General features: G+C 74.0%; 26 protein-coding genes. 15 read left to right on the forward strand and 11 right to left on the reverse strand.

Annotated features, from left to right (window positions below; genetic code table 11):
- Window positions 1–34: 34 nt before the first annotated feature.
- Window positions 35–838, forward strand: a complete 804-nt coding sequence (locus PSD17_RS08990) for an alpha/beta fold hydrolase (RefSeq protein ID WP_339122361.1) — start codon at window positions 35–37, stop codon at window positions 836–838.
- A gap of 111 nt (window positions 839–949) precedes the next feature.
- On the opposite strand, the gene PSD17_RS08995 is transcribed toward PSD17_RS08990, so the two are convergent.
- Genes PSD17_RS08995 through PSD17_RS09005 form a run of 3 tightly spaced genes read right to left on the reverse strand, consistent with a single transcriptional unit; the run spans window position 950 to window position 3,249 of the window.
- Entirely contained in the window at window positions 950–1,510 is a 561-nt protein-coding gene (locus PSD17_RS08995) for a MarR family winged helix-turn-helix transcriptional regulator (RefSeq protein WP_013678139.1), read from the reverse strand.
- Window positions 1,511–1,525: 15 nt separating this feature from the next.
- Window positions 1,526–2,737: an acetyl-CoA C-acetyltransferase gene (locus tag PSD17_RS09000; RefSeq protein WP_339122362.1), complete on the reverse strand. Its 1,212-nt coding sequence runs from the start codon at window positions 2,735–2,737 to the stop codon at window positions 1,526–1,528.
- A 59-nt stretch (window positions 2,738–2,796) separates the two neighbouring features.
- A complete protein-coding gene (locus PSD17_RS09005; protein ID WP_041760161.1) occupies window positions 2,797–3,249 on the reverse strand; it encodes a MaoC family dehydratase in 453 nt (150 codons plus the stop codon).
- Between the two features lie 275 nt (window positions 3,250–3,524).
- Between PSD17_RS09005 and PSD17_RS09010 the strand changes: the two genes are divergently transcribed.
- From PSD17_RS09010 to PSD17_RS09025, 4 genes are all read left to right on the forward strand, one after another.
- Window positions 3,525–4,454 carry an ATP-binding protein gene (locus tag PSD17_RS09010; RefSeq protein WP_339122363.1) on the forward strand — a complete coding sequence of 310 codons (930 nt, stop codon included), beginning with the start codon at window positions 3,525–3,527 and terminating at the stop codon, window positions 4,452–4,454.
- A gap of 37 nt (window positions 4,455–4,491) precedes the next feature.
- Complete coding sequence (locus tag PSD17_RS09015) at window positions 4,492–5,301, forward strand: SirB1 family protein (protein ID WP_013678143.1); 810 nt, start codon at window positions 4,492–4,494, stop codon at window positions 5,299–5,301.
- Between the two features lie 72 nt (window positions 5,302–5,373).
- Window positions 5,374–6,183, forward strand: coding sequence for a 5'/3'-nucleotidase SurE (gene surE / locus PSD17_RS09020; RefSeq protein ID WP_013678144.1), 810 nt, complete (start codon window positions 5,374–5,376; stop codon window positions 6,181–6,183).
- A gap of 89 nt (window positions 6,184–6,272) precedes the next feature.
- Window positions 6,273–6,440 carry a hypothetical protein gene (locus tag PSD17_RS09025; protein ID WP_013678145.1) on the forward strand — a complete coding sequence of 56 codons (168 nt, stop codon included), beginning with the start codon at window positions 6,273–6,275 and terminating at the stop codon, window positions 6,438–6,440.
- 48 nt (window positions 6,441–6,488) lie between these two features.
- On the opposite strand, the gene PSD17_RS09030 is transcribed toward PSD17_RS09025, so the two are convergent.
- From PSD17_RS09030 to PSD17_RS09045, 4 genes are all read right to left on the reverse strand, one after another.
- Window positions 6,489–6,878, reverse strand: a complete 390-nt coding sequence (locus PSD17_RS09030; RefSeq protein ID WP_013678146.1) for a hypothetical protein — start codon at window positions 6,876–6,878, stop codon at window positions 6,489–6,491.
- Window positions 6,879–6,921: 43 nt separating this feature from the next.
- A complete protein-coding gene (locus tag PSD17_RS09035; protein WP_013678147.1) occupies window positions 6,922–8,070 on the reverse strand; it encodes an acyl-CoA dehydrogenase family protein in 1,149 nt (382 codons plus the stop codon).
- 3 nt (window positions 8,071–8,073) lie between these two features.
- The gene (locus PSD17_RS09040; RefSeq protein ID WP_339122364.1) at window positions 8,074–10,074 is read right to left on the reverse strand and encodes an acetyl/propionyl/methylcrotonyl-CoA carboxylase subunit alpha; all 2,001 of its coding nucleotides are present in this window, start codon (window positions 10,072–10,074) and stop codon (window positions 8,074–8,076) included.
- Between the two features lie 106 nt (window positions 10,075–10,180).
- Window positions 10,181–11,773 carry a carboxyl transferase domain-containing protein gene (locus tag PSD17_RS09045; RefSeq protein ID WP_339122365.1) on the reverse strand — a complete coding sequence of 531 codons (1,593 nt, stop codon included), beginning with the start codon at window positions 11,771–11,773 and terminating at the stop codon, window positions 10,181–10,183.
- A 186-nt stretch (window positions 11,774–11,959) separates the two neighbouring features.
- On the opposite strand from PSD17_RS09045, the gene PSD17_RS09050 reads away from it, so the two are divergent.
- Together PSD17_RS09050 and PSD17_RS09055 are read left to right on the forward strand one after the other, a co-directional pair.
- Window positions 11,960–12,196 carry a hypothetical protein gene (locus PSD17_RS09050; protein ID WP_013678150.1) on the forward strand — a complete coding sequence of 79 codons (237 nt, stop codon included), beginning with the start codon at window positions 11,960–11,962 and terminating at the stop codon, window positions 12,194–12,196.
- A gap of 106 nt (window positions 12,197–12,302) precedes the next feature.
- Complete coding sequence (locus PSD17_RS09055; RefSeq protein ID WP_013678151.1) at window positions 12,303–12,887, forward strand: SACE_7040 family transcriptional regulator; 585 nt, start codon at window positions 12,303–12,305, stop codon at window positions 12,885–12,887.
- Window positions 12,888–13,135: 248 nt separating this feature from the next.
- Here PSD17_RS09055 and PSD17_RS09060 read toward each other — a convergent pair whose 3' ends face one another.
- From PSD17_RS09060 to PSD17_RS09070, 3 genes are all read right to left on the reverse strand, one after another.
- Window positions 13,136–15,058: a heavy metal translocating P-type ATPase gene (locus PSD17_RS09060; RefSeq protein ID WP_339122366.1), complete on the reverse strand. Its 1,923-nt coding sequence runs from the start codon at window positions 15,056–15,058 to the stop codon at window positions 13,136–13,138.
- A gap of 50 nt (window positions 15,059–15,108) precedes the next feature.
- Window positions 15,109–15,927: a siderophore-interacting protein gene (locus PSD17_RS09065; protein WP_339122367.1), complete on the reverse strand. Its 819-nt coding sequence runs from the start codon at window positions 15,925–15,927 to the stop codon at window positions 15,109–15,111.
- Between the two features lie 79 nt (window positions 15,928–16,006).
- Complete coding sequence (locus PSD17_RS09070; protein WP_339122368.1) at window positions 16,007–16,231, reverse strand: MbtH family protein; 225 nt, start codon at window positions 16,229–16,231, stop codon at window positions 16,007–16,009.
- Between the two features lie 200 nt (window positions 16,232–16,431).
- On the opposite strand from PSD17_RS09070, the gene PSD17_RS09075 reads away from it, so the two are divergent.
- The 6 genes from PSD17_RS09075 (at window position 16,432) to thiC (ending at window position 23,881) form a co-directional block, all read left to right on the forward strand.
- The gene (locus tag PSD17_RS09075) at window positions 16,432–16,749 is read left to right on the forward strand and encodes an ArsR/SmtB family transcription factor (RefSeq protein WP_041760162.1); all 318 of its coding nucleotides are present in this window, start codon (window positions 16,432–16,434) and stop codon (window positions 16,747–16,749) included.
- 100 nt (window positions 16,750–16,849) lie between these two features.
- Window positions 16,850–19,636, forward strand: a complete 2,787-nt coding sequence (gene ppc / locus PSD17_RS09080; RefSeq protein ID WP_339122369.1) for a phosphoenolpyruvate carboxylase — start codon at window positions 16,850–16,852, stop codon at window positions 19,634–19,636.
- Window positions 19,637–19,689: 53 nt separating this feature from the next.
- Complete coding sequence (locus PSD17_RS09085) at window positions 19,690–20,448, forward strand: LamB/YcsF family protein (RefSeq protein ID WP_103383538.1); 759 nt, start codon at window positions 19,690–19,692, stop codon at window positions 20,446–20,448.
- A gap of 60 nt (window positions 20,449–20,508) precedes the next feature.
- On the forward strand, window positions 20,509–21,141 hold the full coding sequence (gene pxpB / locus PSD17_RS09090) for a 5-oxoprolinase subunit PxpB (protein WP_339122370.1): 633 nt from the start codon (window positions 20,509–20,511) through the stop codon (window positions 21,139–21,141).
- The gene (locus PSD17_RS09095; RefSeq protein WP_013678159.1) at window positions 21,138–21,986 is read left to right on the forward strand and encodes a 5-oxoprolinase subunit C family protein; all 849 of its coding nucleotides are present in this window, start codon (window positions 21,138–21,140) and stop codon (window positions 21,984–21,986) included. The genes pxpB and PSD17_RS09095 overlap by 4 nt, the downstream gene beginning before the upstream one ends.
- A 200-nt stretch (window positions 21,987–22,186) precedes the next feature.
- The gene (thiC, locus tag PSD17_RS09100; protein ID WP_339122371.1) at window positions 22,187–23,881 is read left to right on the forward strand and encodes a phosphomethylpyrimidine synthase ThiC; all 1,695 of its coding nucleotides are present in this window, start codon (window positions 22,187–22,189) and stop codon (window positions 23,879–23,881) included.
- 93 nt (window positions 23,882–23,974) lie between these two features.
- Here thiC and PSD17_RS09105 read toward each other — a convergent pair whose 3' ends face one another.
- Complete coding sequence (locus PSD17_RS09105) at window positions 23,975–24,355, reverse strand: glyoxalase superfamily protein (protein ID WP_013678161.1); 381 nt, start codon at window positions 24,353–24,355, stop codon at window positions 23,975–23,977.
- A gap of 91 nt (window positions 24,356–24,446) precedes the next feature.
- Here PSD17_RS09105 and PSD17_RS09110 point away from each other — a divergent pair, with 91 nt between their 5' ends.
- Together PSD17_RS09110 and PSD17_RS09115 are read left to right on the forward strand one after the other, a co-directional pair.
- The gene (locus tag PSD17_RS09110; protein ID WP_339122372.1) at window positions 24,447–24,704 is read left to right on the forward strand and encodes a MerR family transcriptional regulator; all 258 of its coding nucleotides are present in this window, start codon (window positions 24,447–24,449) and stop codon (window positions 24,702–24,704) included.
- Window positions 24,701–24,913 carry a VOC family protein gene (locus tag PSD17_RS09115; protein WP_339122373.1) on the forward strand — a complete coding sequence of 71 codons (213 nt, stop codon included), beginning with the start codon at window positions 24,701–24,703 and terminating at the stop codon, window positions 24,911–24,913. Before PSD17_RS09110 ends, PSD17_RS09115 begins: the two co-directional genes overlap by 4 nt.
- Window positions 24,914–24,934 lie beyond the last annotated feature (21 nt).

Consider the following 24,934-nt stretch of genomic DNA (forward strand, 5'->3'; position numbering starts at 1 on the left):
AGGAGCCGAGTTGCCCATCACAACCTGTGGCGCGGTGAGTGTCCACCACGAGGAGACCGGTGCCGGGCCCACGATCGTCTGGATCCCCGGCACAGGTCTGTATGGCCGCAGCTGGTCGCCGCAGACCGACCACTTCTCCGACCGGTACCGCTGCCTGACCGTCGACCTGCGCGGAGCGGGCAGCGAAGGGCCCCTCGACGCCCTCACCGTCGCCGAGCTCGCGAGGGACGTCGCCGAGTGGATGGACGCCGTCGGCGTCGGCCCGGCGATCGTGGTCGGGCTGTCGCTGGGATCGGCGGTCGCGCAGGAGCTCGCCCTCGCCCGTCCGGACCTCGTCCACGCTCTCGGTCTGGTCGCGACCTGGTCGTCGACGGCGCGCGAGCACCACATCCGCCGGCACTTCGAGTCGCGCCTGTACGCACTGGAGAACGGGCCGCTCGACGTCTTCGCCCAGTTCGCGTTCTGGATGTCCGCGCCCGCCGTCGTCGATCGCGAACCGGACCTGCAACGCGAGGTGGAAACGCTCCTCGGTGAGTACACGTCCCGCAACCCGCCGGGCACCGCGGCTCACTTCCGGGCCGACCTGTCGCACGAGACCCGGGACCGCCTCGGCACGATCACCTGCCCGACGCTCGTCGTGCACGGCGACCAGGACCTCATCACGTTGCCCTGGTACAACCGCGCGGTCGCGGAGGCCGTCCCGGGCGCCCGCCTCGAGATCGTCCCCGACGCCGGCCACCTCGTCTGGCTGGAACGACCGGCCGAGCTCAACCGCCTCCTCGACGACTTCCTCGCCGAGATCGCCGCCGACCTCGCCGCGTCGCGCGGCAGCGGCTGAGCCGGCCTCGCCCACCTGCCCGGACAGGCGCTTCGGCCGGCCGACGGCGACACCCGGACCCCGGACCTCCATCCGGCCGGTCCTTTCGCACGTCCCCCGGTGGCGGCCTCGTCAGCGTCGCCCGGCGGCACCGGGTGGGCCCTCTGCGGCCCGGGTCTTCTCCATCTCGTCGGCGAAACGGGTCAGCAGGTCGGCGAAGCGGTCGCGGTCGGCCGCCGGCCAGTCCGCCAGCATCCGCGCGATCCCCTCGTTGCGCAGCCGCCGGTTCTCGGCGAAGACGCGACGCCCCTCGTCGGTGGCGACGAGCAGCACCGCGCGGCCGTCGTCGGGATCGGTGACCCTTTCCACGAGCCCCAGCCGCACCAGGTGCGCGACCTGCCTGCTCACCGTCGACGGGTCCGAGTGCACCGCGTCGGCCAGCGCCCGCGAGCGGTACGGGCCGTCCTTCACCAGGTGCACGAGCAGCACGTAGGTGGCTCGCTCGACGCCGTCGGGATGCTCGATCTGGTGCAGGGCGTAGGCGCGCTCGATGAGCCGGACGAGCCGCACGAGCCCCGTGCCGATGCGGTCGGCGCCGTCGATGTCGAGGACCCCCGCGTCGCCGACCGCGGCGGGCGCGAGCCCGCCGGCGCCCGGTTCGGCGTCGGGCGACGGCGGCCGGAACCCGTTCACGACGTGCCGCTCCGCTCAGACGCGCTCGAACAGCGCGGCCAGGCCCTGCCCGCCGCCGATGCACATCGTCTCGAGCCCGTACCGGGCCCCGCGCCGCTGCATCTCACGGGTCAGCGTCGCGAGGATGCGGCCGCCGGTGGCACCGACCGGGTGGCCCAGCGAGATGCCGGACCCGTTGACGTTGAGCCGGTCGAAGTCGGTCGGGGTGAAGCCCCACTCCCGGGTGCAGGCCAGCACCTGCGCGGCGAAGGCCTCGTTCAGCTCGATCAGGTCGATGTCCTTGAGCGCGACCTCGGCCCGGTCGAGTGCCTTCGCGACGGCAGGGACCGGGCCGATGCCCATCGTCCTCGGCGCGACGCCACCGAGCCCCCACGACACGATGCGCGCCAGCGGCCGCAGCCCCAGCTCCGCCGCCCGCGCCGGATGGGTCACGACGCAGATCGCGGCGCCGTCGTTCTGCCCGGAGGCGTTGCCCGCGGTGACGGTGGCCTCCGGGTCGTCGCGGCCCAGCACCGGGCGCAGCGCGGCGAGCACCTCGACCGTGGAGTCCGGACGGATGTGCTCGTCCTGATCGACCACCGTGTCGGACTTCCGTCCCTTCACCGTCACCGGGACGAGCTCGTCGGCGAACCGGCCCGCCGCCTGCGCGGCCGCCGCCCGCTGGTGGCTGCGGACGGCGAACTCGTCCTGCTCCTCGCGCGGGATCGAGTACTCCCGGCGCAGATTCTCGGCCGTCTCGAGCATCCCGCCGGGCACCGGATGGTTCACCCCGCCCGCGGTGACGCGGCCGCGGGCCAGCGCGTCGTGCAGCATCACGCCCGGCCCGCCCTTGACGCCACGGCGCATGCCCGTCGAGTAGAACGGCGCGTTGGACATCGACTCCGCGCCACCGGCGAGGACGACCTCGGCCGCGCCCGTCTGCACCTGCATCGCCGCGTAGATCACGGCCTGCAGGCCGGAGCCGCAGCGGCGGTCGATCTGGATGCCTCCCGCGGTGACCGGCAGACCGGCGTCGAGCGCGACGACCCGGCCGATCGCGGGCGCGTCCATCGTCGGGTAGCAGTGCCCGAGCACGACGTCGTCGACCGCCTCGCCCGGCAACCCCGTGCGCTCCAGCAGCGCCGCGACCACCGTCGAGGCGAGCACCTGCGCGGGGACGTCGCGCAGCGACCCCCCGAAACCCCCGACGGGGGTTCGCACCGGCTCGCAGATCACCGCGTCACGCATCGTCGCCCCTACCTCGATCCCGTCGACCGCCTGCCCGCGGACGGGCCCGGACGGACTGCTCAGACGTACTGGCGGGTCAGCCACTCCGCGACGAGCGCGGGCCGCTCCGACCCCTCGATCTCGATGGTCGCCTTCGTGGTGATCTGGACGCCACCGTCGACGTCTGTGACGTCCGCGATCTCGACGACGGCGCGCACCTTGCTGCCCACGGGCACCGGCGAGGTGAAGCGGACCCGGTTGAGGCCGTAGTTGATGCCCATCCGGGTGCCCTCGATCCGGTAGACCTGCCCGATCAGCACGGGCAGCAGCGAGAGGCTGAGGAAGCCGTGCGCGATCGTCGTCCCGAACGGACCGGCCTTCGCCTTCTCGACGTCGACGTGGATCCACTGGTGGTCCTCGGTGGCGTCGGCGAAACCGTCGATGCGGCCCTGGTCGATGGTGAACCAGTCGCTCTCGCCGACGGTCGTCCCGACGGCCCCCTTCAGATCGTCCACACCGTTGAAGACGCGCATCTCCTGCCCTTCCCGCGAGGCTCCCGGGCGACCCCGGCCGATCCGGTCACCCTGCCACATCCGCGCACCGCTCCCGCCGCGGCGAGCGCCACACCTGCGGATCCGCTCTCGGTTCGCGATCGCACCGCCGGGGGCACTATCGTGCGGCCTGCGACAGGGGCGTAGGGGCCGGGAGCCGCGGGGGCGGGGCACCGGTCCCGTCAGGGAAACGGTGGTGCCATGACGCATCGGGACGGGTGTGCCCGGACGTCCGCGGCACTCGCGGCGGACCCACCGTGACGGCCACCGATCCGCCCGATCCCGTCACCCCCCACCACGAGGGTGTTCCCTTCGGCGGTGCCGGCGCCCTCGCCGTCCAGCTGGCCCCGCGGCTGCACGCCGCGCTCCGGACGGCCGCGCCCGTCGTCGCCGTGCTCGACGAGGCCGAGCGTGCGGCCCTCGGCGCGGAGCTGGGCGCGGCGGCGTCGGGCATCGAGTTCCTCGACCCCGCCGACGTCTACCGGGTCCCGGCGTTCACCGTCGCCGTGCGCTGGGCGCGGCTGAGCCGACGGGCCGAGCCGGGCGCGCGGGCGACGGTCGTCGGCCAACACGTCGCGCTGCCCGGCGGCGACGGTCCCGGCTACTGGGCGCGCCTGGACGCGGCGCTCGACGTCGCGCTCGCCGGGCTGCCCGTCGAGGTGCTCTGCCCGTTCCCCGACGGCGACGACGTGCTCTCCCGCACGACGCACCGCACGCTGCTCTCCGGCGGGCACTCCGTCCCCACGGCCGCGTTCCGCGAGCCGCTGGAGGTCGTCGCCGAGTTCCCCCCTCCGCCACCTCCCGACCTGGGTGAGCCCGGGGTCGTGCTGCCGTTCGGTCTGGAGGGCCTCGGCGGGCTGCGCCGCACCGTCGCGACCGTGGCCACCGACGGGGGGCTCCGGACCGAACGGGTCGCCGACTTCGTGCTGGCCGTCAACGAGATCGCCAGCAACAGCGTCGAGCACGGGCCCGGCTCGGGGACCCTGCGGATGTGGGTCACCGACGGCCAGGTCGTCGCCGAGGTGCACGACGCGGGCCGGCTGCGGGTGCCGTTCCCCGGGCTGGTGGCCCCGCCGCCGACGGGGGTGCGCGGGCGCGGGCTGTGGCTGGCCTCCGAGCTCTCCGACGTCCTGCAGGTGTGGAGCGACGCGGGGGGCACCGTCATTCGGGTGACCATGACTCTCTGACCTGCCACCGGCGGGCCCGGCGGCGGAGGATGTCGGGATGGACCCCGTCGCGCGCTTCGGCGCCCTCGTGGGCCGGGGCGAGCCCGACCTCGACGTCGGCGCGCTCGCCATCGCCGCGGGCGCCCAGCCGGGCCTGGACCCCGACCGCTGGCTGCGCGAGCTCGACCGGCTCGCGGCCGCCGTCCCGGCGGGTTCGGGCGTCACCGGCGTCCTGCGCGTGCTGTTCGAGGAGGAGGGCTTCACCGGCAACACGACGGACTACTACGACCCGCGCAACTCGCTGCTGCCGCACGTCCTGCGCCGGCGCACGGGCATCCCGATCACGCTCGCCGTCGTGACGATCGAGGTGGGCAGGCGGGCCGGGGTACGGCTGCAGGGCGTGGGCATGCCCGGGCACTTCCTGGTCCGCGAGGCCGAGACCGGGGTCCATGTCGACGTCTTCTCCGGCGGCCGGCTGCTCGACGACGCGGACTGCGAGCGGCTGTTCCGGGCGTCGACGGGATCGGCGACGCGCTCGGTGCGGTTCAGCCGCGACCTCATGCCCGTCGCGACGAACCGCCAGATCCTCGTCCGGATGCTGGAGAACCTGCGCGGCGTCTACGGCAGGCGCAGGCGCCCCGCCGACCTGGAGTGGGTGCTGCGGATGCGGCTGGCCGTCCCCGGCGCCCCGGAGACCGCGATCCCGCTGCTCGTCGAGCTGGCCGACGCGCTCGGCAAGCAGGCGCGCTGGCCCGAGGCCGCCACGCTGCTGCGCGACGCCGCCGACGACCCCGAGGCGCCGCTCGAGCCGGCGCAGCGCGACGCGCTGCGGGAGACGGCGCGTGCCCAGCTGGCGAACCTGAACTGAACGTCGCGTCCGGGCGGGTGGGGCTGCTCTCGTCCGGCGGTCGGCACGGGCGCCCTCGCCTACCGTGGAGCCGTGGCATCCTCGCGCAGGCTCAGGGCTCTGATCACCAACGACGACGGGATCGACTCCCCGGGCCTCTGGGCGCTCGCCGACGCCACCCGCGACGCCGGCTTCGACGTCGTCGTCGCGGCGCCGCACCGCGACGCCAGCGGTGTCGGCGCCTCGGTCTTCGCGGTCCGTGGCGAGGACGGCGTGGCCGTGCACCCGCGCGAGCTGCCCGGGCTCGACGGCGTTCCCGCGTACGCGGTCGAGGGGCACCCGTCGTTCATCGTCTACGCCTCCGGCCGCGGCTGGCTCGAGCCGAAGCCCGATCTCGTCGTCTCCGGGATCAACCTCGGTGCCAACGTCGGACGGTCGGTGCTGCACTCGGGCACGGTCGGCGCCGCGCTGACGGCGGGCCTGCAGGGCTGGTACGGACTCGCGGTGTCGCTCGACACCGGCTGGACCCCGCCGGAGCACCCGCACTGGGAAGCCGCGACGGCCGGCCTGCCCGAGGTGTTCGACCTGCTGCTCTCCCGCGATCCCGGGACGGTCCTGTCCTACAACGCGCCCGACGTCGATCCCGCCGCGCTGCGCGAGCTGCGGGAGGCGGAGCTGGCCGAGTTCGGCACGGCGCAGGTCGTCGTCGAGCACCGGGAGGCCGGACCGGGCGGCGCGACGCACGGGACGCTGCGGTCGTCGCTGCACGAGGTGGGCGAGCAGCCGTCGCCGACCAGCGACGTGGGGCTGCTCGCCGCGGGCCACCCGACGGTGACGGAGCTGCGGTCGGTGGCCGCCGTCCCCGGTGTCCTGGGCGGGGTGGTCGTCACGTCGGCGCACTGAGCCGACCGCGTAGCGTGGCCTTCGGTCACGCTACGTGTCTACGCACCCCCGGATCGTGACACGGGTGTGGCGCAGGGCACCATCTGCGAATGGACGCAGCGTGGAGCCGCGCCGAGTGGGCGACGCACTTCTCCCGCACGGTGGCCGAGGAGATTCGTCTCGGGATCCGGTCGGGCGTTCTCACCTGGGCCGAGGCCGACGAGTTGCTCGCGCGCCTGCGCGTCGTCGTCGACCAGGCGCTGGAACCGATCAGCTGACGCGCCGCGGACCGGGTGCTCCTCGGCGCCGGTCGGTGCTCGGCGCCGTCAGTGCTCGTCGCCGCCGGTGAGCTTCTCCTCGAGGTCGTCGGCGACCGCGACGACGACCCGGAACGGCCTGTCGAAATCGCCGAGCTCGGCGTCGGCCAGCGGCACGGAGTGCCGGAACACCGCGACGCCGTCGGTGGCCGCGACCCCGCCGACCACCGACGCGCTCGCGAGGGTCAGCAGCTCGGCGAGGTCGACGTCGGCCACGCGGCAGATCGGCGAGGAGATCTGCGCCCACGCGTGCCCGTCGTCGCCCACGACCTGACGCACGACGACGAGCTGGGTGCGCTCGCCCCTCGTCGGCAGGTTGAACCAGAGCTCCTCGTCGCTCTGGCGCATGATCTCGTAGCGCACACGGACGTAGGACACGAGATCGTCCCAGCTGGCCACGTCGGCTCCTCCCGGTCGTCGCGGCGACCGTACCGCGGGCCCGCTACAGCCCGAGCTGGCGGGCGATCAGCATCTTCTGGACCTCGGACGTGCCCTCGCCGATCTCGAGGATCTTGGCGTCGCGGTAGAAGCGGCCGACGGGGAACTCGTTCATGAAGCCGTAGCCGCCGAAGATCTGCGTCGCGTCACGGGCGTTGTCCATCGCGGCGTTCGACGACACCAGCTTCGCGATCGCCGCCTCCTTCTTGAACGGCTTGCCGGCCTGCATCTTCGCCGCCGCGGCGTACCAGGCCAGCCGCGACGTGTGCGCCCGCGACTCCATCTCGGCGATCTTGAACTGGATCGCCTGGTAGCTCCCGATCGGCTGGCCGAACGCCTCGCGCTCGTGGGCGTAGCGCACCGACTCGTCGACACAGCCCTGCGCGAGCCCGGTGCCCAGCGCGGCGATCGCGACGCGGCCCTCGTCGAGGATCGACAGGAACTGCGCGTAGCCACGGCCGCGCTCGCCGAGCAGGTTCCCGGCGGGGACGCGGCAGTCGTCGAAGGACAGCTCGTGGGTGTCCGAGGCGTTCCAACCGACCTTGGAGTACTTCGGTGCCACCGTGAACCCGGGCGTCCCCGACGGCACGATGATCGCCGAGATCTCCTTCTTACCGCCCTCGCGCTCGCCGGTGATCGCGGTGACCGTCACCAGCGAGGTGACGTCCGTGCCGGAGTTGGTGATGAACGACTTCGAGCCGTTGATGACCCACTCGTCGCCGTCGAGGCGGGCGGTGGTCCGCGTGGCGCCCGCGTCGGAGCCGCCGCCGGGCTCGGTGAGGCCGAACGCGCCGAGCTTGGTGCCGGCGACCAGGTCGGGCAGCCAGCGGGCCTTCTGCTCGTCGGTGCCGAAGCGGTAGATCGGCATCAGGCCGAGCGAGACACCCGCCTCCAGGGTGATCGCGACGGACGAGTCGACGCGCCCCAGCTCCTCCAGCGCGATGCACAGGGCGGTGTAGTCGCCGCCCATGCCGCCCAGGTCCTCGTCGACGGGCAGGCCGAACAGGCCCATCCGGCCCATCTTCGCGACGAGCTCGTACGGGAACTCCTCGCGCTCGTAGAACTCCCCGATGACGGGGGCGACGTCCTTGCGCGCGAAGTCCTCGACCGTGCGACGCAGGGCCTCCTGCTCCTCGCTGAGCTCGAGATCCACCGCTTACTCCTCCTCCGTGTCCACGTTGAGCAGCACCGCGTCCTTCGCGACGGCCGCGCCCGCCCGGGCGCGCAGGTCGCGGACCACACCGTCGACCGGTGCGGTGAGCACGTGCTCCATCTTCATCGCCTCGACCACGACCAGCCGCTGACCCGCGACGACGGTGTCACCCTCGGCGACGTCGACCACCGTCACGGTGCCGGGCATGGGACTGACGACGGGTCCGCCGCCGGCCGCGGCGTCGGCACGGGCCGCCTCGAGCCGTCCCTGCTCGCGCACGGCCCAGGTGTACCCGTCCCGGCCGATCCACAGCGTGCCGTCGTCGGCGCGCGCTGCCCTGTACCGCCGGCTGACACCCCCCTGTGCGTGGCGATAGTCGCCACGGCGACCATCGCCACTCACGACCTCTGTACAGGTCTGCACCGGCTCGTCGGAAGCGATCGCCAGCGACGCGTCGGCCGCGCGGCCACGGGCCCGGACCTCGACCGGGTCGTGGCCCGCGACGAGCAGGGTGCGCGTCGTCGCGGCGGGGTCGCCGAGGCGCCAGCCGCCCGGGATGTCGAAGGGGTCGACGACGGGTCCCGCGGGCTCGAGACCGAGCAGGGTCACGCCGGTGGCGACACCGAGGACGTCGGCGGGCAGGTCGGCGGTGGTCCAGTCCTCGAGCCGGCGGCCGACGAGGCCGGTGTCCAGGTTCGCGGCGCGGACGTCGTCGTCGGCGAGCAGGGTGCGCAGGAAGCCGATGTTGGTGCCCAGACCCAGCAGCGTGGTGTGGGCGAGGGCGGTGTCGAGGCGGCGGATCGCCTCGTCGCGGTCGGCACCGTGGGCGATGACCTTGGCGAGCATGGGATCGTAGTCGGAGCCGACGACGCTCCCGGCCTCGATGCCCGCGTCGACCCGCACACCCAGGCCGGTCGGCGCCTCGAACGCGAGCACGCGCCCGCCCGTCGGCAGGAACCCGGCGGCCGGGTCCTCGGCGTAGACGCGGACCTCGATCGCGTGCCCCTGCAGCGAGACGTCGTCCTGCGTGAGGGGGAGCCGCTCGCCCGCCGCCACCCGCAGCTGCAGCTCCACCAGGTCGAGGCCGGTGACCAGCTCCGTAACCGGGTGCTCGACCTGCAGCCGGGTGTTCATCTCCATGAAGAAGAACTCGTCCGGCCGGTCGCCGCCCACGATGAACTCGACGGTCCCCGCGCCGGTGTAGCCGACCGACCGGGCCGCCTCGACCGCCGCCGCGCCCATCCGCTCCCGCTGCTCGGGCGTGAGCAGCGCCGACGGCGCCTCCTCGACGATCTTCTGGTGCCGGCGCTGCAGCGAGCACTCGCGTTCGCCCAGGTGCACGACGGTGCCGTGGGCGTCGGCCAGCACCTGGATCTCGATGTGCCGCGGCGTCGTGACCAGCCGCTCGACGAGCAGGGTGTCGTCGCCGAACGCGCCCTTCGCCACGCGCCGCGCGCCGACGATGGCGTCGGCGAGGTCCTCGGCGCGGTGCACCTCGACCATGCCCTTGCCGCCGCCGCCCGCGGACGGCTTGAGCAGCACCGGGTAGCCGATCTCGTCGACGGCGGCGGCGAGGTCGTCGTCGGAGAGGCCGGCGCCGTCGGAACCGGGGACGACCGGCACCCCCGCCTTCGCGACGGTCTGCTTGGCGCGGATCTTGTCGCCCATCGCCTCGATCGCCGACGCCGGTGGGCCGACGAACACGATCCCGGCGGCCTCGCACGCCGCCGCGAACGCGGTGTTCTCCGACAGGAAGCCGTAGCCGGGGTGGATCGCCTCCGCGCCCGTCGCGCGGGCGGCCTCGATCACGCGCTCGATCGAGAGGTAGCTCTCCGCCGCGGCGGCGGGCCCGATCCGGACGGCGACGTCGGCCGCCGCGACGTGCGGGGAGCCCGCGTCGGCGTCGGAGTACACCGCGACCGACCGGATGCCCAGCCTGCGCAGGGTGCGGATGACCCGCAGCGCGATCTCGCCGCGGTTGGCGACCATCACCGTGCCGAACACAGGACCTCCTCGTGGCCGACGCCTCGTGCAGGAACGGCACTTTCCCGCAACTGGGCTGCGGGAAAGTGCCGTTCCTGCAGCTCGGGGAGCCTGATGCGCACGGCGCTCACATCCGGAAGACGCCGAACGCGGGATCCCCGAGGGGCGCGTTGGCGGCGATCGAGAGGGACAGGCCCAGCACGCGGCGGGTGTCGGCGGGGTCGATGACGCCGTCGTCCCACAGCCGGGCCGAGGAGTAGTAGGGGTGGCCCTGCGTCTCGTACTGGGCGCGGATCGCATCGGGGTCGGCGGTGCCGACGGTGCCGAGCACGGTCGCGGCCTGCTCGCCGCCCATGACGGAGATTCTGGCGTTGGGCCACATGAACAGGAACCGGGGCGAGTAGGCCCGGCCGCACATCGCGTAGTTGCCGGCGCCGAACGACCCGCCGATGACGACGGTCAGCTTCGGCACCCGCGTCGACGCGACGGCGGTGACCATCTTCGCGCCGTTCTTGGCGATGCCGCCCGCCTCGTACTCGCGCCCCACCATGAAGCCGGAGATGTTCTGCAGGAACACCAGCGGGACGCCGCGCTGGTCGCACAGCTCGACGAAGTGCGCACCCTTCACCGCGGACTCGCTGAAGAGGATGCCGTTGTTGGCGACGATCCCGACCGGATGGCCGTGGATCCGCGCGAAGCCGGTGACGAGCGTCGTGCCGTAGCCGGCCTTGAACTCGTGGAACCGCGACCCGTCGACGATCCGCGCGACGACCTCGCGCACGTCGTAGGGGGTGCGGGTGTCTGTCGGCACCATCCCGTAGAGCTCGGCGGGGTCCACCACCGGCTCCTCGGTGGGCACGACGTCCCACGGCCGCGCAGCGCGTGGCCCCAGGGTGGCGACGATCGAGCGGACGATCGCGAGGGCGTGCGGGTCGTCGTCGGCGAGATGGTCGGTGACGCCGGAGACGGTGGAGTGCAGCTCGCCGCCGCCCAGCTCCTCGGCGGTGACGACCTCGCCCGTCGCGGCCTTCACCAGCGGCGGACCGCCCAGGAAGATCGTGCCCTGGTTGCGGACGATGACGGCCTCGTCGCTCATCGCCGGGACGTACGCCCCGCCCGCCGTGCAGGATCCCATGACCGCGGCGATCTGCGGGATGCCGAGGCCCGACATCGTGGCCTGGTTGTAGAAGATGCGCCCGAAGTGCTCGCGGTCCGGGAAGACGTCGTCCTGCTGCGGGAGGAACGCGCCGCCGGAGTCGACGAGGTAGATGCAGGGCAGCCGGTTGTGCAGGGCCACCTCCTGCGCACGCAGGTGCTTCTTGACCGTCATCGGGTAGTAGGTGCCGCCCTTGACGGTGGCGTCGTTGGCGACGATCACGCACTCCCGCCCGGACACCCGGCCGACGCCGGTGATCATCCCGGCACCCGGCGCGTCGCCGCCGTAGAGCCCGTGGGCGGCCAGCGGGGAGAGCTCCAGGAACGGCGACGACGGGTCCAGCAGCGCGTCGACGCGGTCGCGCGGGAGGAGCTTGCCGCGTTCGACGTGCCGCGTCCGGGCCCGCTCCGAACCGCCGAGCCGGGCGGTCGCGAGGGTCGCGGCGAGGTCGGCGACGAGGTCGCGGTGCGCGGCGGAGTTGCGCCGGAACGACTCGGAGGTGGGGTCTGCCGCGGTTCCCAGCACGGGGGCCACCCCCCGGACGTCGGTGTCGAGCGACGTCATGGACACCCTCCTCGGTTAGCGATCGTTAACATGTTAGCGATTGTTAACGTCGGGCGCCAGGGTCACCGGGGACGTGCGAGGAGCGCCACCCCGCCGGATTTCTGCGTCCCGCAGGATTCGACGACCGGGAAACGGGCATACAGCGTCGAGCGCGCCACAGCGACGCGCCAGGAGAAGGAGGCCCACATGGCTCCGAAGACCACGTCATCGCCCGAGGACTCCGAGGTCCTCACGGTCGTCACCGGGCCGCGCGGCACGAGTTACGAGTGCCCCGACCTGGCGACGCTCGACCGGCATCTCACCACCCTCTGCGCCCGGATCCGTCAGGCGACGCCGCAGTTCCCCAGCCTCGCCAGAGCCTTCCGCGACGACATCGACGTCCTGCTCGACCGGCGTCGCTGGCTCGAGCTGACCTCGGCCTGAGCGCAGCCCCGACCCGCGAGCCGACGCGCGCCGGCCGGCCGCACCCGTCGCGAGGCCGCGGCCACACCCCCTCCGTTAGCGGTTGCTAACCGGCTACGCTGCGCCGATGGCCGTTCCGACGGGTGCCGCCACCGGCCGGCGCGAGCAGATCCTCACCGTCGCGGCCCGGCTGTTCGCCAGGCACGGGTTCCACGGCGTGAGCATCGCCGACCTCGGCGCGGCGGTGGGCGTCAGCGGCCCGGCGCTGTATCGGCACTTCCCCGGCAAGGAGGCGCTGCTCGCGGAGATGCTCGTCGGAATCAGCGAGCACCTGCTGGCCGGCGGCCGCGAACGCGCCACCGTCGACGGCGACGCCCGGGCCACGCTCGAGGCACTCGTCGACTTCCATCTCGACTTCGCGCTGACCTCGCCCGACCTGATCGTCGTGCAGGACCGCGACCTCGCGAACCTGCCCCCCGAGCCGCGGCGCAGGGTTCGCCTGCTGCAGCGCACCTACGTCGAGATCTGGGTGGACGTGCTGCGGGAGATCACCCCCGGGCTGACGCCCGAGGCCGCCCGCATCGCGGCGCACGGCGCGTTCGGGCTGCTCAACTCGACCCCGCACAGCGGTGCGCGCGGCAGCACCCGCGAGGTCGCCGCGCTCCTGCGCGGCATGGCCCTCACCGCCCTGACGACGCTTCCCGCGGCCTGACCACCCGGCCGCCGAGCCCACCCGCCCGCGCTTCCCCCTCGCGCGACCTTGGCTGCTGCCCGCCACCCGAGCGCAACCTCACCGCTGCCCACAGCCCCGGCGACGACCGCCAGGTTGCGCCCGCCCATCCCCGCGCAACCCCACCGCTGCCCACCGCCCCGGCGACGACCGCCAGGTTGCGCCCGGCCATCCCCGCGCAACCCCACCGCTGCCCACCGCCCCGGCGACGACCGCCAGGTTGCGGCCGGCTATCCCCGGACGACCTCGCTGCTGCCCTCGGCCCGGTCGGCGGCCGACAGAGGGAGCTCCCGGGCGACTCGCGCGCCGCCGACCAGCAGCCGCAGGCCGTTGAGGCAGACCACGACGGTGGAGAGCTCGTGCCCGGCGACCCCCAGGACCAGCGGCAACGTCCCCACCAGGTCCCAGGTCACCAACCCGGCGATCACTGCGCCGGCGACGACGAGGTTCGCCCGGGCGACGCGGGTGGCCCGGCGAGCGAGCTCGACGAGCGCGGGCAGCACGGCCATGGGGTCGCGCAGCAGCACGCCGTCGCCGGCCTGCACGCTCAGGGCGCTCGCACCCGCCCCGACCGCGAGCCCGACGTCCGCGACGGCGAGCAGGGGCGCATCGTTGACGCCGTCTCCCGCCGCGAGGACGGTCCGCCCGTCGCGCCGCCAGGCCTCGACGACGTCGGCCTTGTCGTCGGGAAGCAGTCCGGAGCGGACGTCGACGAGGCCGAGCCGCGCGGCGACCGCGGCCGCGGGGCGCGCGGCGTCCCCGGTGAGCAGGACGGGGGCCGCGCCGGTGAGGCGGGTGAGCGCGTCGACGGCGGACGCGGCGCCGGGGCGCACGTCGTCGGTGATGCCCAGTACTCCCCGGACCTGCCCGTCGACGCTCACGACGACGGCCGTCGCGCCCGAACCCTCGACGTCCTCGACCGCCCCGGCCGGACCGGTCCAACCGGCCGGACCGGCCGCATCGCCTCGCGACGGGCGGCCGACCGTCACCTCCCGCCCGCCGACCGTGGCGCGGACCCCGATTCCCGGCTCGGCCACGAAGGCACTCGCCGCCGGGACGGTCAGCCGCCGGCGCTCGGCCTCCTCGCGGACCGCGCGCCCCAGCGCGTGCTCGCTCCCGGCCTCCGCCGCGGCGGCGAGCGCGACGAGCCCGTCGGGATCGGCGGCGCGCACCGTCACGACGCGTGGCCTACCCGTGGTCAGGGTCCCCGTCTTGTCCATGGCCACGGCGTCGACGGCCGCGAGCGCCTCGACGACGGTCGCGTCGCGCAGCAGTGCCCCACGCCGGGCGGCGACGGCGATCGCGGCGAGCAGCGGCGGCATCGTCGCGAGCACGACGGCGCAGGGCGACGCGACGATCATGAACGTCATGGCGCGCAGCAGGGTCGGCTCGAACGCGGCCCCGAACAGCAGCGGCACCCCGAGCAGCGCGAGCGTCACCACGACGACGCCGACCGAGTAGGGCTGCTCGATGCGCTCGATCAGCAGCTGCCGCCGCGATGCCGAGTCCGTGGCACGCTGCACCCGCTCCCGGATGCCGGCGACGACCCAGTCCCGGGGCTCGCGCGTCACCCGTACCCGCAGCACCCCGGTGCCGTTGACCGTGCCGGCGTGCACGGCGGTCCCGATCCCGGCCGCCCGCGGCAAGGGTTCGCCGGTCAGGGACGCGGTGTCGATCTCGCTCGCCCCGTCGACGACCTCGCCGTCCGCGGGAACGCGGTCGCCGGGCCGGACGAGGACGACGTCGCCGACGCGCAGGTCGCGGGCGGGGACTCGGGTCTCGCCGCTGTCGTCGACCCGGACCGCCGTCTCGGGCGCGAGGTCGAGCAACGCCTCGATCCCGCGCCGGGTCCGCGCGGTCATGACGGCCTCCAGCGCGCCCGACGTCGCGAAGATGACGACGAGCAGGCCGCCGTCGAACGGCTGCCCGATCGCCGCCGCGGCGAGCGCGGCCACGACCATCAGCAGGTCGACGTCGAGCTTGCCGTGCCGCAGCGCGCGCAGGCCCGACCAGGCCGGTTCCCATCCGCCCGCGGCGTAGCAGACCACCCAGGCGACGACGGTCAGCGTGGCGGGCGCGCCCAGCAGCTGACCGGGGGCGGCGACGGCGAACGCGGCGAGCGCGCACACGGCGGAGCGGATCTCAGGGAGCACTCACCTACTATCTGCGTATACACGCAGATACGCAATCAGAGAGAATGCCCTCAGAGCAGCCCGGCGCGCGTCAACCGCTCCTCGTACAGGTCGAGCGCCTCCTGTTCGTCGGACGCCTCGGCCTCCGACCGCTCCCACAGGTCGCCGAGATCGACCGATGCCCGGGCGAGCCGCTCCGCCCACGCCGCGGCGTCGCGCCGCCAGTAGCCGATCACCCCGTACGAGCCCGACGGCAGCCGCAGCTCGTGGCGCAGGTACCGGCGGACCGCCCGGGTCGCGGCCGCCTCCCCGGCGACGTAGACGTACCCCGACCCCTCGGGGATCTCGACCTCACGGGCGAGCCGTTCGAGCTCGGACGCACCGTGCCGGACGCCGGGGTTGTGCACCCACCTGACCTCGGCGTTCGGGAGCTCCTGCTCGTCGTCGGCCGTCGGCACCTCGGCGACGACCAGCGTGCGCAGACCGGCGAGAGCCTCCTCGGCGATCCGCCCGGCGGCCGGCAACCCGGTCGTGTCGACGAGCAACAGCTGCCACCGGACGTCGGCGGGCCGGACGAACCAGCTGTTGCGGTAGGTGACCGAGAGCAGGTCGCCCACCTCGGCGCGGCGCAGCCAGGAGGTGGCCGCGCCGCCCTCGTGCGCGATCACGTCGACGGTGAGGCGGGTGCCCTCGACCCGCCGGACCGTGTACCAGTGCCCGCGCTCGGCATCGGGCTCCGCGACGTGCGATCCCGCGGCGGGGAAGTTCAGCACGCAGCCCTCGTCCGGGACCCCCAGCGTCGTGAAGCCGGGGACGTCGAGGCGGACGCGCGTGATCGACGGCGACAGCGCGGTCACGTCGAGCACGCGGGCCTGCAGGGCTTCGGTCATCGATTACCTCCTGCGCGACCCACGGGCGTGGACCCGTGCCGCGCGACGTCGTGCGATCGAGCGGGGCAGAGGGCAGCGGTCAGGCGCCGGCGGCGCCTTCCATCTGCTCGATCAGGGTCTTCGGCCGCATGTCCGTCCAGTTGGCCTCGATGTGGTCGAGGCACTCCTGGCGCGACGCCTCCCCGAAGACGACCGTCCAGCCGTCCGGGACGACCGCGAACGTGGGCCACAGGGAGTACTGGCCCTCGTCGTTGATCAGGGCGTAGAAGACGCCGCCCTCGTCGTCGAACGGATTACCGGACATCTGTGCGGTCCCTTCGGTCTGGATCGCGCCGGGGTCGGCGTGATTGAGGTTAGCCTAACCATCGCTCATTGCCGCCTCGTGCACCTTTCGAGTGATTTGCCCGCCGGGCCCGCCCGGGCCGGTTCCGCACCGGACGATGCGGGCGAACCAGGACGCCGGAACAGTTCGTCAGATGGGCGATGACCGCTAGACTCCGCCTCGTGCACGACGGCATCGCAGGCTTCGACATGCCCGATCCGGACGAGGTCCGCCGGGCTGCCGACGCGTTGCGCCTGCTGGCCGACCCGACCCGGATCAAGATCCTCTGGGCGCTGCTGCAGGGCGAGTCGAACGTCGCCTGCCTGGCCGAGCTCGTGGGGTCGCAGCCCGCCGCGGTCAGCCAGCACCTCGCGAAGCTCCGGCTCGCGGGGCTCGTCGAGGGCCGTCGCGAAGGCACGTTCGTCTACTACACGGCGCCCGACGAGCGCGTCCGCCGGTTGCTCACCGAGGCCCTCGGCCAGCCGGTCGCACCCTCCTGAGGCCCGTGGGGGGTGGCGTCGGTCACCCCTGGCGGAGCACGATGGGCCCCGACGTCGTTCCCAGCGTGGCGAGCGGACCACCACGCGAGGGGATCCGACGATGAACCAGGCCACGACGTACCCGCACCCCGGCGCCCCCGTCCCGGGCACGGCGCAGGCGGTCGCCGCGGGCGTCGTCTCCGAGTCCGAGCACGAGGCCCTGCGCCACGACATCCGCCGGCTCTCCACGATGCTCGGCCGCACCGTCGCGCGGCAGGCGGGCGAGGAACTGCTGGAGCTGACCGAGGCCGTCCGCCGGCTCGCGCGGACGGCCGTCACCACCGGCGGCGCGACCGACGCGGAGATCGCGCGGCTGCTCTCCGGCCTCGACGCGCCGACGACGGTCACCCTCGCCCGCGTCTTCTCCCAGTACTTCCAGCTCGCCAACATCGCCGAGCAGCTGCACCGGTCGCGCGAGCTGCGGATCCTGCGCCCACGCGACGAGCGGCCGCTGCGTACCGTCATGCGCAGGCTCGCCGCCGAGGCCGACCACGACGCCGTCGAGGAGGTCCTCGCCCGGGCCGAGCTGGCGCCGGTCTTCACCGCACACCCGACGGAGTCGTCGCGGCAGTCGGTGCTGCGGATCCTGCGCCGGATCGCCGAGCTGCTGGCCGACGAGGCACCCGACGACGAGCTGCACGCGATGGTCGACGCGTTGTGGCAGACCGACGAGATCCGGCCCGGCGCCCCGACCGTCGCCGACGAGGCCCGCGCCATCGGCTGGTACCTCGAGCAGCTGGGCCGCCGCGCCGTGCCCGACCTGGTCGCGGAGCTGGAGGCGCAGGCGCGGCACGCCGGGTTCACCGTTCCGGCGGGGGCACGGCCGATCGCGCTGGGCACCTGGGTGGGCGGCGACCGCGACGGCAACCCCAACGTCACGCCGGCCGTGTCGGCGGAGGTCATGCGCCTCTACGCCGACCGGGCCCTGCGCATCCACCGCGAGCTGGTCGACGCGCTCGTGCACGAGCTGAGCGTGTCGACGCGCGTGGTCGAGGTGTCCGAAGAGCTCACCGCGTCGCTGGAGCGCGACCGCGAGGCGATGCCCGACGTGCACGAGCGTTTCATCCGGCTCAACGCCTTCGAGCCCTACCGGCTCAAGACCAGCTACATCCTGGCGCGCCTCGACCACACGGCCGACCGCGTCGAGCACGGCCTCCCGCACGTCCCGGGCCGCGACTACGCCGACACCGACGCCTACGTCGCCGACCTGGAGGTCATCGACCGGTCGCTGCGCGCCAACCTGGGCGAGCGCATCGCCGCGGGCAGGCTCGCCCGGGTGCTGCGCACCGCGAAGGCGCTGGGCCTCGCGCTCGCCGCACTCGACGTCCGCGAGCACGCCGCCGCCCACCACGAGGCGCTGACCGCGCTCTACGCCCGCATCGAGGAGCACGAGACCCCCTACGACCAGCTCGACCGCCCCGCGCGCACCGCGTTGCTGGCCGCGGAGCTGGGCGAGGGCAGGCCGCTGGCGCCCCGGCACGGCACGCTGCCCGAACCGGCCGACCGCGTCATGGCGACGTTCGACATGCTCCACGACGCCCAGCACCGCTACGGCCAGGACGCCGCCCACACCTACATCATCTCGATGTGCCAGGGCGTCGACGACGTGCTCGCCGTCGCGGTGCTCGCCCGCGAGGCCGGCATGATCGACCTGTCGACTGCGGTGGGCCGCTCGTCGCTCGACGTCGTGCCGCTGTTCGAGACGGTCGAGGAGCTGTCGCGGGCGGGAGAGCTGCTCGACGAGCTGCTCTCGGTCGGGCCGTACCGCCGGCACGTCGCGCAGCGCGGCGACGTGCAGGAGGTCATGCTCGGCTACTCCGACTCCAACAAGGGCGCGGGCATCACGACCTCTCAGTGGCGGATCCACCAGGCGCAGCGGCAGCTGCGCGACGTCGCCGCGGCGCACGGGGTGCGGCTGCGGCTCTTCCACGGCCGCGGCGGGTCGGTCGGGCGCGGCGGCGGTCCGGCGGGCGAGGCGGTCGCGGCGTCGCCGTTCGGCACCGTCGACGCGACGCTCAAGCTCACCGAGCAGGGCGAGGTCGTCTCCGACAAGTACTCGCTGCCCGAGCTGGCGCACGACAACCTCGAGATCCTGCTCGCGGCGATGCTCGAGTCGACGCTGCTGCACCAGGCCGCCCGCTGGCCGGCGGAGGTGCACGCGCGCTGGGACGAGGTCATGGAGTGCGTGTCCGGCGCGGCACAGGCGACGTACCGCAGGCTCGTCGAGGCCCCCGGGCTGCCCGAGTTCTTCACCACCGCCACCCCGGTCGACGAGCTGGGCAGGCTCAACGTCGGCTCGCGGCCCTCGAAGCGCCCGGGCCGCGGCGAGCGCCGGCTCGACGACCTGCGCGCGATCCCGTGGGTGTTCGGCTGGACGCAGACGCGGATGGTCGTCCCCGGCTGGTACGGGCTCGGCACCGGGTTGCGCGCCGCCCGGACCGCGGGCTACGGCATCGTCCTCGACGAGATGCGCGACTGGGGGTTCTTCGCCAACCTGCTCGGCAACGTCGAGATGACGCTGGCGAAGACCGACCTGCGGATCGCCCGCCGCTACGTCGACGTCCTGGTCGCCGACCGCCACCGGCACCTGTTCGACGACATCCGCGCCGAGCACGAGCGCACCCTCGCCGAGGTGCTGCGCTGGAACCGGTCGACGACACTGCTGCACCGCCATCCGGTGCTGCGCAACACGTTGGCCGTGCGGTCGACCTACCTGGAGCCCTTGCACCACCTGCAGGTCCAGCTCCTCGCGCAGCGGCGCGCCGTCGAGGAGCCCGCGCCCGAGCTGCACCGCGCGCTGCTGCTGACGGTCAACGGCATCGCCGCGGGCCTGCGCAACACCGGCTGACCCGGGGGGGCCGGGCGTCGCGGGGTCACGCCGCGTCGGCAAGGATCCGCGGGGTGACCGCGATCGACCTCAACTCCGACGTCGGGGAGTCCTACGGCCGCTGGACCCTCGGCGACGACGACGCGATGCTCGCCATCGTCACCTCGGCCAACGTCGCGTGCGGGTTCCACGCCGGGGACCCTTCGACGTTGCGCGCCACCACCTCCGTCGCCGCCCACCGGGGTGTCGTCGTCGGCGCGCAGGTGGGCTACGGCGACCTCGCGGGGTTCGGCCGCCGCTTCGTCGACATCGAGCCCGGTGCGCTGGCCGACGACGTGGTCTACCAGCTCGGCGCGCTCGACGGGATGTGCCGGGTGGCGGGGACCCGGGTGCGCTACGTCAAGCCGCACGGCGCGCTCTACAACGCGGTCGTGCACCACGAGGGGCAGGCCGGGGCCGTCGTCGCCGCGGTCCGCGACTACGACCGTGACCTGCCGGTACTGGGGCTACCCGGGTCCGCTCTGCTGCGCGCCGCCGAGGCCGCGGGCCTGCGCGCGGTCCCGGAGGTGTTCGCCGACCGCGGCTACACCGCCGACGCGACGCTCGTCCCACGCTCCGAACCGGGGGCGGTGCTGCACGATCCCGAGGAGGTCGCGCAGCGGGTGCTACGGATGGTCACCGACGGGGTGGTGCGCAGCGTCTCGGGTGCCGACGTCGCCGTGCGCGGCGACTCCGTCTGCGTGCACGGGGACTCCCCGGGCGCGGTCGACATGGCGACGGCGGTCCGCGCGGCGCTCGACGGGGCCGGCGTCACGGTGGCGGCGTTCGTATGACGGCGCGCCGGGGCGGGCAGCGGCCGGCCGTGGTCGTCCGGTGACGGCCGTGGTCGTCCGGTGAGGGCGCTGCCCTGCGGTGACGCCGCGGTGTTGTTCGAGGTCGGGACGCTCGACGAGGCCGTCGCGCTCGCGGCCGCCGTGCGCGCCGGGCAGCTGCCGAGGGTGGTCGACGTCGTGCCCGCGGCCCGGACGGTGCTCGTCGTCACCGAGCCGGGCACCGATCTCGCGGCGTTGCGCCGCACCGTCACCGGCCTCCCGCTCGACGACGCCGCGACCGCCCGGGGCGACGCCGCGCCGGTCGAGATCCCCGTCGTCTACGACGGGCCCGACCTCGACGAGGTCGCCTCGCTCACGGGGCTCTCGCCCGCCGAGGTCGTCGCCGCCCACACCGGGACGCCGTGGCGGGTGGCGTTCGCGGGGTTCGCGCCGGGGTTCGCCTACCTCGTCGGCGGCGACCCGCGGCTGCGGGTCCCGCGCCGCGCGGAGCCGCGCACGAGCGTCCCGGCCGGGTCGGTCGGGCTGGCGGGCGAGTTCTCCGGCGTCTACCCGCGCTCGACGCCCGGCGGCTGGCAGCTGCTCGGCCGTACCGACGCGACGTTGTGGGACATCCGTCGTGACCCGCCCGCGCTGCTCGGGCCGGGCGATCGGGTGCGCTTCGTCCCCGTCCAGGACCGCGGGGTGCGGCCGTGACCCTCACCGTGCTCGCGACGGGCCCGCGGGCGCTCCTGCAGGACGAGGGGCGCCCCGGGCTCGCCGCGATCGGGGTGGGCCGGTCGGGCGCGGCGGACCGGGCGTCGTGGGCGCTGGGCAACCGGCTCCTCGCCAACGACCGGGGAGCCGCGTCGGTCGAGGTGCTGCTCGGCGGGCTCCGGCTGCGGGCCGAGCGCGCCGTCGTCGTCGCGGTGACCGGGGCGCCCGCGCCGGCCCTCGTCGACGGGAAACCGGTGGGGCACAACGCCCTCCTGCCGCTGCGGGCCGGTGCGGTGCTCGCGCTGGGCACACCCGACCGCGGGCTGCGGACCTACCTCGCCGTCCGTGGCGGCATCGCCGTCGACGAGGTGCTGGGCTCACGCAGCACCGACACGCTCTCCGGGATCGGGCCGCCCCCGCTGGCGGACGGCACTGTCCTCCCGGTCGGCCCCGAGCCACGGGAGCTCCCCCTGGTCGACATCGCGCCGGTCGCGCTCCCGGAGGCCGGCGTCGTGACGCTGCGCGTCGTCCCGGGCCCGCGCGACGACCAGCTGGCCGACCCCGACGCCCTGTTCGCGACGACGTGGACGGCGTCCGACCGCGGCGACCGGGTCGGGGTGCGGCTCACGGGCGGCCCGCTGCGCCGCCGCGACGACTCCGAGCTGCCCAGCGAGGGCCTGGTCCGGGGCGCGATCCAGCTCCCGCCGGGCGGCGAGCCGGTGCTCTTCCTCGCCGACCACCCGCTGACGGGTGGCTACCCCGTCGTCGGCGTCGTCCGCGACGCCGACGTCGACCGCGCGGCCCAGATCCGGCCCGGCCAGCCCGTCCGGTTCCGCCCTGCCTGATGGGAGCTGCGCGCAGGAGTCCCCTCACACTCCCGTGGGCCCCCGGGAGCGGGACAGGTGTGGTCATTTCGACGCCGCGCCGGTTAGCGTTGCGGCACATCTGAAGACACGCGGGAGCTCGCACCGGAGCGGGCTGAGAGGGCGGCCAGGGCCGCCGACCGCAGAACCAGCCGGGTAATGCCGGCGAGGGAGGACGTCACATGACGCAGGACAGCTCCGTCCGGCCGCAGGTCACCACCGGCCCGATCGCCGGATCGCACAAGGCGTACCTGGACGGGCCGCGGGGGATGCGGATTCCCGTGCGGCGCATCGCGTTGACCACCGGAGAGTCCCTCGACGTCTACGACACCTCGGGTCCGTACACCCACGACGCGGCCACCGCCGCCGCCCCGGCGGTCGACCTGCACGCCGGGCTGCCGGCACTGCGGGCGGACTGGATCGCCGAGCGGGAGCCGATCGGCGGCGCGGTCACCCAGCTCGCCTACGCGCGCGCCGGGATCGTCACGCCCGAGATGGAGTTCGTCGCGATCCGCGAGGGAGTCGACGCGGAGCTGGTGCGGTCGGAGGTGGCCCGTGGGCGCGCGGTGATCCCGGCCAACCGGCGCCATCCCGAGACCGAACCGATGATCATCGGAAATCGGTTCCTGGTGAAGGTCAACGCCAACATCGGCAACTCGGCGGTGCGGTCGTCGATCGAGGACGAGGTCGAGAAACTGGTGTGGGCCACCCGGTGGGGCGCCGACACCGTCATGGATCTCTCGACCGGGGCGGACATCCACCGGACACGGGAGTGGATCCTGCGCAACTCGCCCGTGCCGGTCGGCACCGTGCCGATCTACCAGGCACTGGAGAAGGTGAACGGCGATCCGGCCGCGCTGAGCTGGGAGGTCTACCGCGACACGGTGATCGAGCAGTGTGAGCAGGGTGTCGACTACATGACCGTGCACGCGGGCGTCCTGCTGCGGTACGTGCCGCTCACCGCCGCGCGGGTCACCGGGATCGTCTCCCGCGGTGGGTCGATCATGGCTGCCTGGTGCCTGGCCCACCACCGCGAGTCGTTCCTGTACACGCACTTCGCCGAGCTGTGCGCGATCCTGCGCGCCTACGACGTGACGTTCTCCCTCGGCGACGGTCTGCGTCCGGGCTCGATCGCCGACGCGAACGACGAGGCCCAGCTGGCCGAGCTGCGCACCCTCGGCGAGCTGACGGCGATCGCGCGCGAACACGACGTCCAGGTCATGGTCGAGGGGCCCGGGCACGTGCCGATGAACAAGATCGTCGAGAACGTCGAGCTGGCCCGGCAGTGGTGCGACGAGGCGCCGTTCTACACCCTGGGCCCGCTGACCACCGACATCGCACCGGGCTACGACCACATCACCTCGGCGATCGGCGCCGCGCGGATCGCGCAGGCGGGCACGGCGATGCTCTGCTACGTCACGCCCAAGGAACACCTCGGGCTCCCCGACCGTGACGACGTCAAGACCGGCGTGATCAGCTACCGGATCGCCGCGCACGCCGCCGACCTGGCGAAGGGGCACCCGCAGGCCCAGGCCCGCGACGATGCGCTCTCCCGGGCCCGGTTCGAGTTCCGCTGGCACGACCAGTTCGCCCTCGCCCTGGACCCGGACACCGCGCGGTCGTTCCACGACGAGACCCTGCCGGCGGAGGCGGCGAAGTCCGCGCACTTCTGCTCGATGTGCGGACCGAAGTTCTGCTCCATGCGCATCAGCCACGACATCCGCGACCGGACCGGGGCCGCCGGCCCGGCCGGTGCGGAGGCCGTCGAGGCGGGCATGCGGCAGAAGGCCAGGGAGTTCGCGGACGCCGGTGGGCGGGTGTACCTGCCGGTGACCTCCGCCGGGCCGAGCACGACCGATCCGGCATCGACACCGTGACGATGCGCCGACCGGTCCGACGCCGGACGGGCGCGGCCCCCAGGCCACCCGGGGGTCGCGCCCGCACCGGCCCGTCGAGCAGGGCGGGGAGCGTCAGGAGGGGCGGACGAGCTCCTGCAGTGCCCAGGTGTTGCCGTCGGGGTCGGCGAAGTAGACGAAACGTCCCCACGGCTGCTCGTCGACCTCCGAGCACTCGACCCCGCGTTCCCGCAGGTGGGCGTGGGCGTCGGCAGCGCTGGGCACGACCATCTGCACGCCCTTCTGCGAGCCGGGGGGCATCTCGGTGAGCCCGGTCCCGAAGCAGAACGAGCACGCCGAGCCCTGCGGCGTCACCTGGACGAACCGCAGGTCGTCGCTGACGACGTGATCGTGGTCGAGTGTGAAGCCCACGGTGTCGACGTAGAACGCCTTCGCCCGGTCGACGTCGGAGACCGGGACGGAGACGAGTTCGATGCGCCAGTCGTTGATCGCCATGAGTGGAACCCTACGGAGGCTTGCGGCCGGATCCTGACCACAAGTCGTGAGCGTTTGACCTTCACCCCGGGGCAAGGTCGACGCTGTCGACATGGACGAGGACCTCCTGACCATCGGGGCCTTCTCGCGGGCCACGCTGCTCTCACCGAAGGCGCTGCGCGGCTATCACGAGTCGGGCCTGCTGGTGCCCGCGGTCGTCGACGCCCGGACCGGGTACCGCGGCTACACCCCGGGTCCAGCTGTGCGACGCCGGCGTGATCCGGGCGCTGCGCGAGCTCGACGTGCCGCTGCCGGAGATCGCACCGAGATCGGCTGGCTCCTGCGCCGGCCGGGAAGGACGGAGTCATGACCTTGCAGACGGGCGGGATCGCCTTCGACTGTGCCGACCCGACGAAGCTCGCCGGGTTCTGGGCGGCCGCGACCGAGCGGGAGGTGGACGGCAGCTCCAACGACGAGTTCGCGCTCGTCGGCCGCCCGGGTGAGGCGGGCGCAGTGCCGCCGATGCTCTTCGTGCGGGTGCCGGAGCCGAAGTCGGCGAAGAACAGACCCTGTGAGTGACGTTGCCGGCCATGGCACCGG

It is taken from the genome of Pseudonocardia sp. D17, assembly GCF_036984265.1.
Classification (GTDB): Bacteria; Actinomycetota; Actinomycetes; order Mycobacteriales; family Pseudonocardiaceae; genus Pseudonocardia; species Pseudonocardia benzenivorans.

What these genes read in the sequence shown, in the direction of transcription:
- thiC (WP_339122371.1), top strand. Translation starts at nt 22,187, where the DNA reads ATGACGCAGGACAGCTCCGTCCGGCCGCAGGTCACCACCGGCCCGATC.
- PSD17_RS09045 (WP_339122365.1), bottom strand. Translation starts at nt 11,773, where the DNA reads ATGACGTCGCTCGACACCGACGTCCGGGGGGTGGCCCCCGTGCTGGGA.
- PSD17_RS09050 (WP_013678150.1), top strand. Translation starts at nt 11,960, where the DNA reads ATGGCTCCGAAGACCACGTCATCGCCCGAGGACTCCGAGGTCCTCACG.
- PSD17_RS09055 (WP_013678151.1), top strand. Translation starts at nt 12,303, where the DNA reads ATGGCCGTTCCGACGGGTGCCGCCACCGGCCGGCGCGAGCAGATCCTC.
- PSD17_RS09025 (WP_013678145.1), top strand. Translation starts at nt 6,273, where the DNA reads ATGGACGCAGCGTGGAGCCGCGCCGAGTGGGCGACGCACTTCTCCCGC.
- PSD17_RS09105 (WP_013678161.1), bottom strand. Translation starts at nt 24,355, where the DNA reads ATGGCGATCAACGACTGGCGCATCGAACTCGTCTCCGTCCCGGTCTCC.
- ppc (WP_339122369.1), top strand. Translation starts at nt 16,850, where the DNA reads ATGAACCAGGCCACGACGTACCCGCACCCCGGCGCCCCCGTCCCGGGC.
- PSD17_RS09000 (WP_339122362.1), bottom strand. Translation starts at nt 2,737, where the DNA reads ATGCGTGACGCGGTGATCTGCGAGCCGGTGCGAACCCCCGTCGGGGGT.
- PSD17_RS09065 (WP_339122367.1), bottom strand. Translation starts at nt 15,927, where the DNA reads ATGACCGAAGCCCTGCAGGCCCGCGTGCTCGACGTGACCGCGCTGTCG.
- PSD17_RS09005 (WP_041760161.1), bottom strand. Translation starts at nt 3,249, where the DNA reads ATGCGCGTCTTCAACGGTGTGGACGATCTGAAGGGGGCCGTCGGGACG.
- PSD17_RS09115 (WP_339122373.1), top strand. Translation starts at nt 24,701, where the DNA reads ATGACCTTGCAGACGGGCGGGATCGCCTTCGACTGTGCCGACCCGACG.
- PSD17_RS09070 (WP_339122368.1), bottom strand. Translation starts at nt 16,231, where the DNA reads ATGTCCGGTAATCCGTTCGACGACGAGGGCGGCGTCTTCTACGCCCTG.
- PSD17_RS09015 (WP_013678143.1), top strand. Translation starts at nt 4,492, where the DNA reads ATGGACCCCGTCGCGCGCTTCGGCGCCCTCGTGGGCCGGGGCGAGCCC.
- PSD17_RS09110 (WP_339122372.1), top strand. Translation starts at nt 24,447, where the DNA reads ATGGACGAGGACCTCCTGACCATCGGGGCCTTCTCGCGGGCCACGCTG.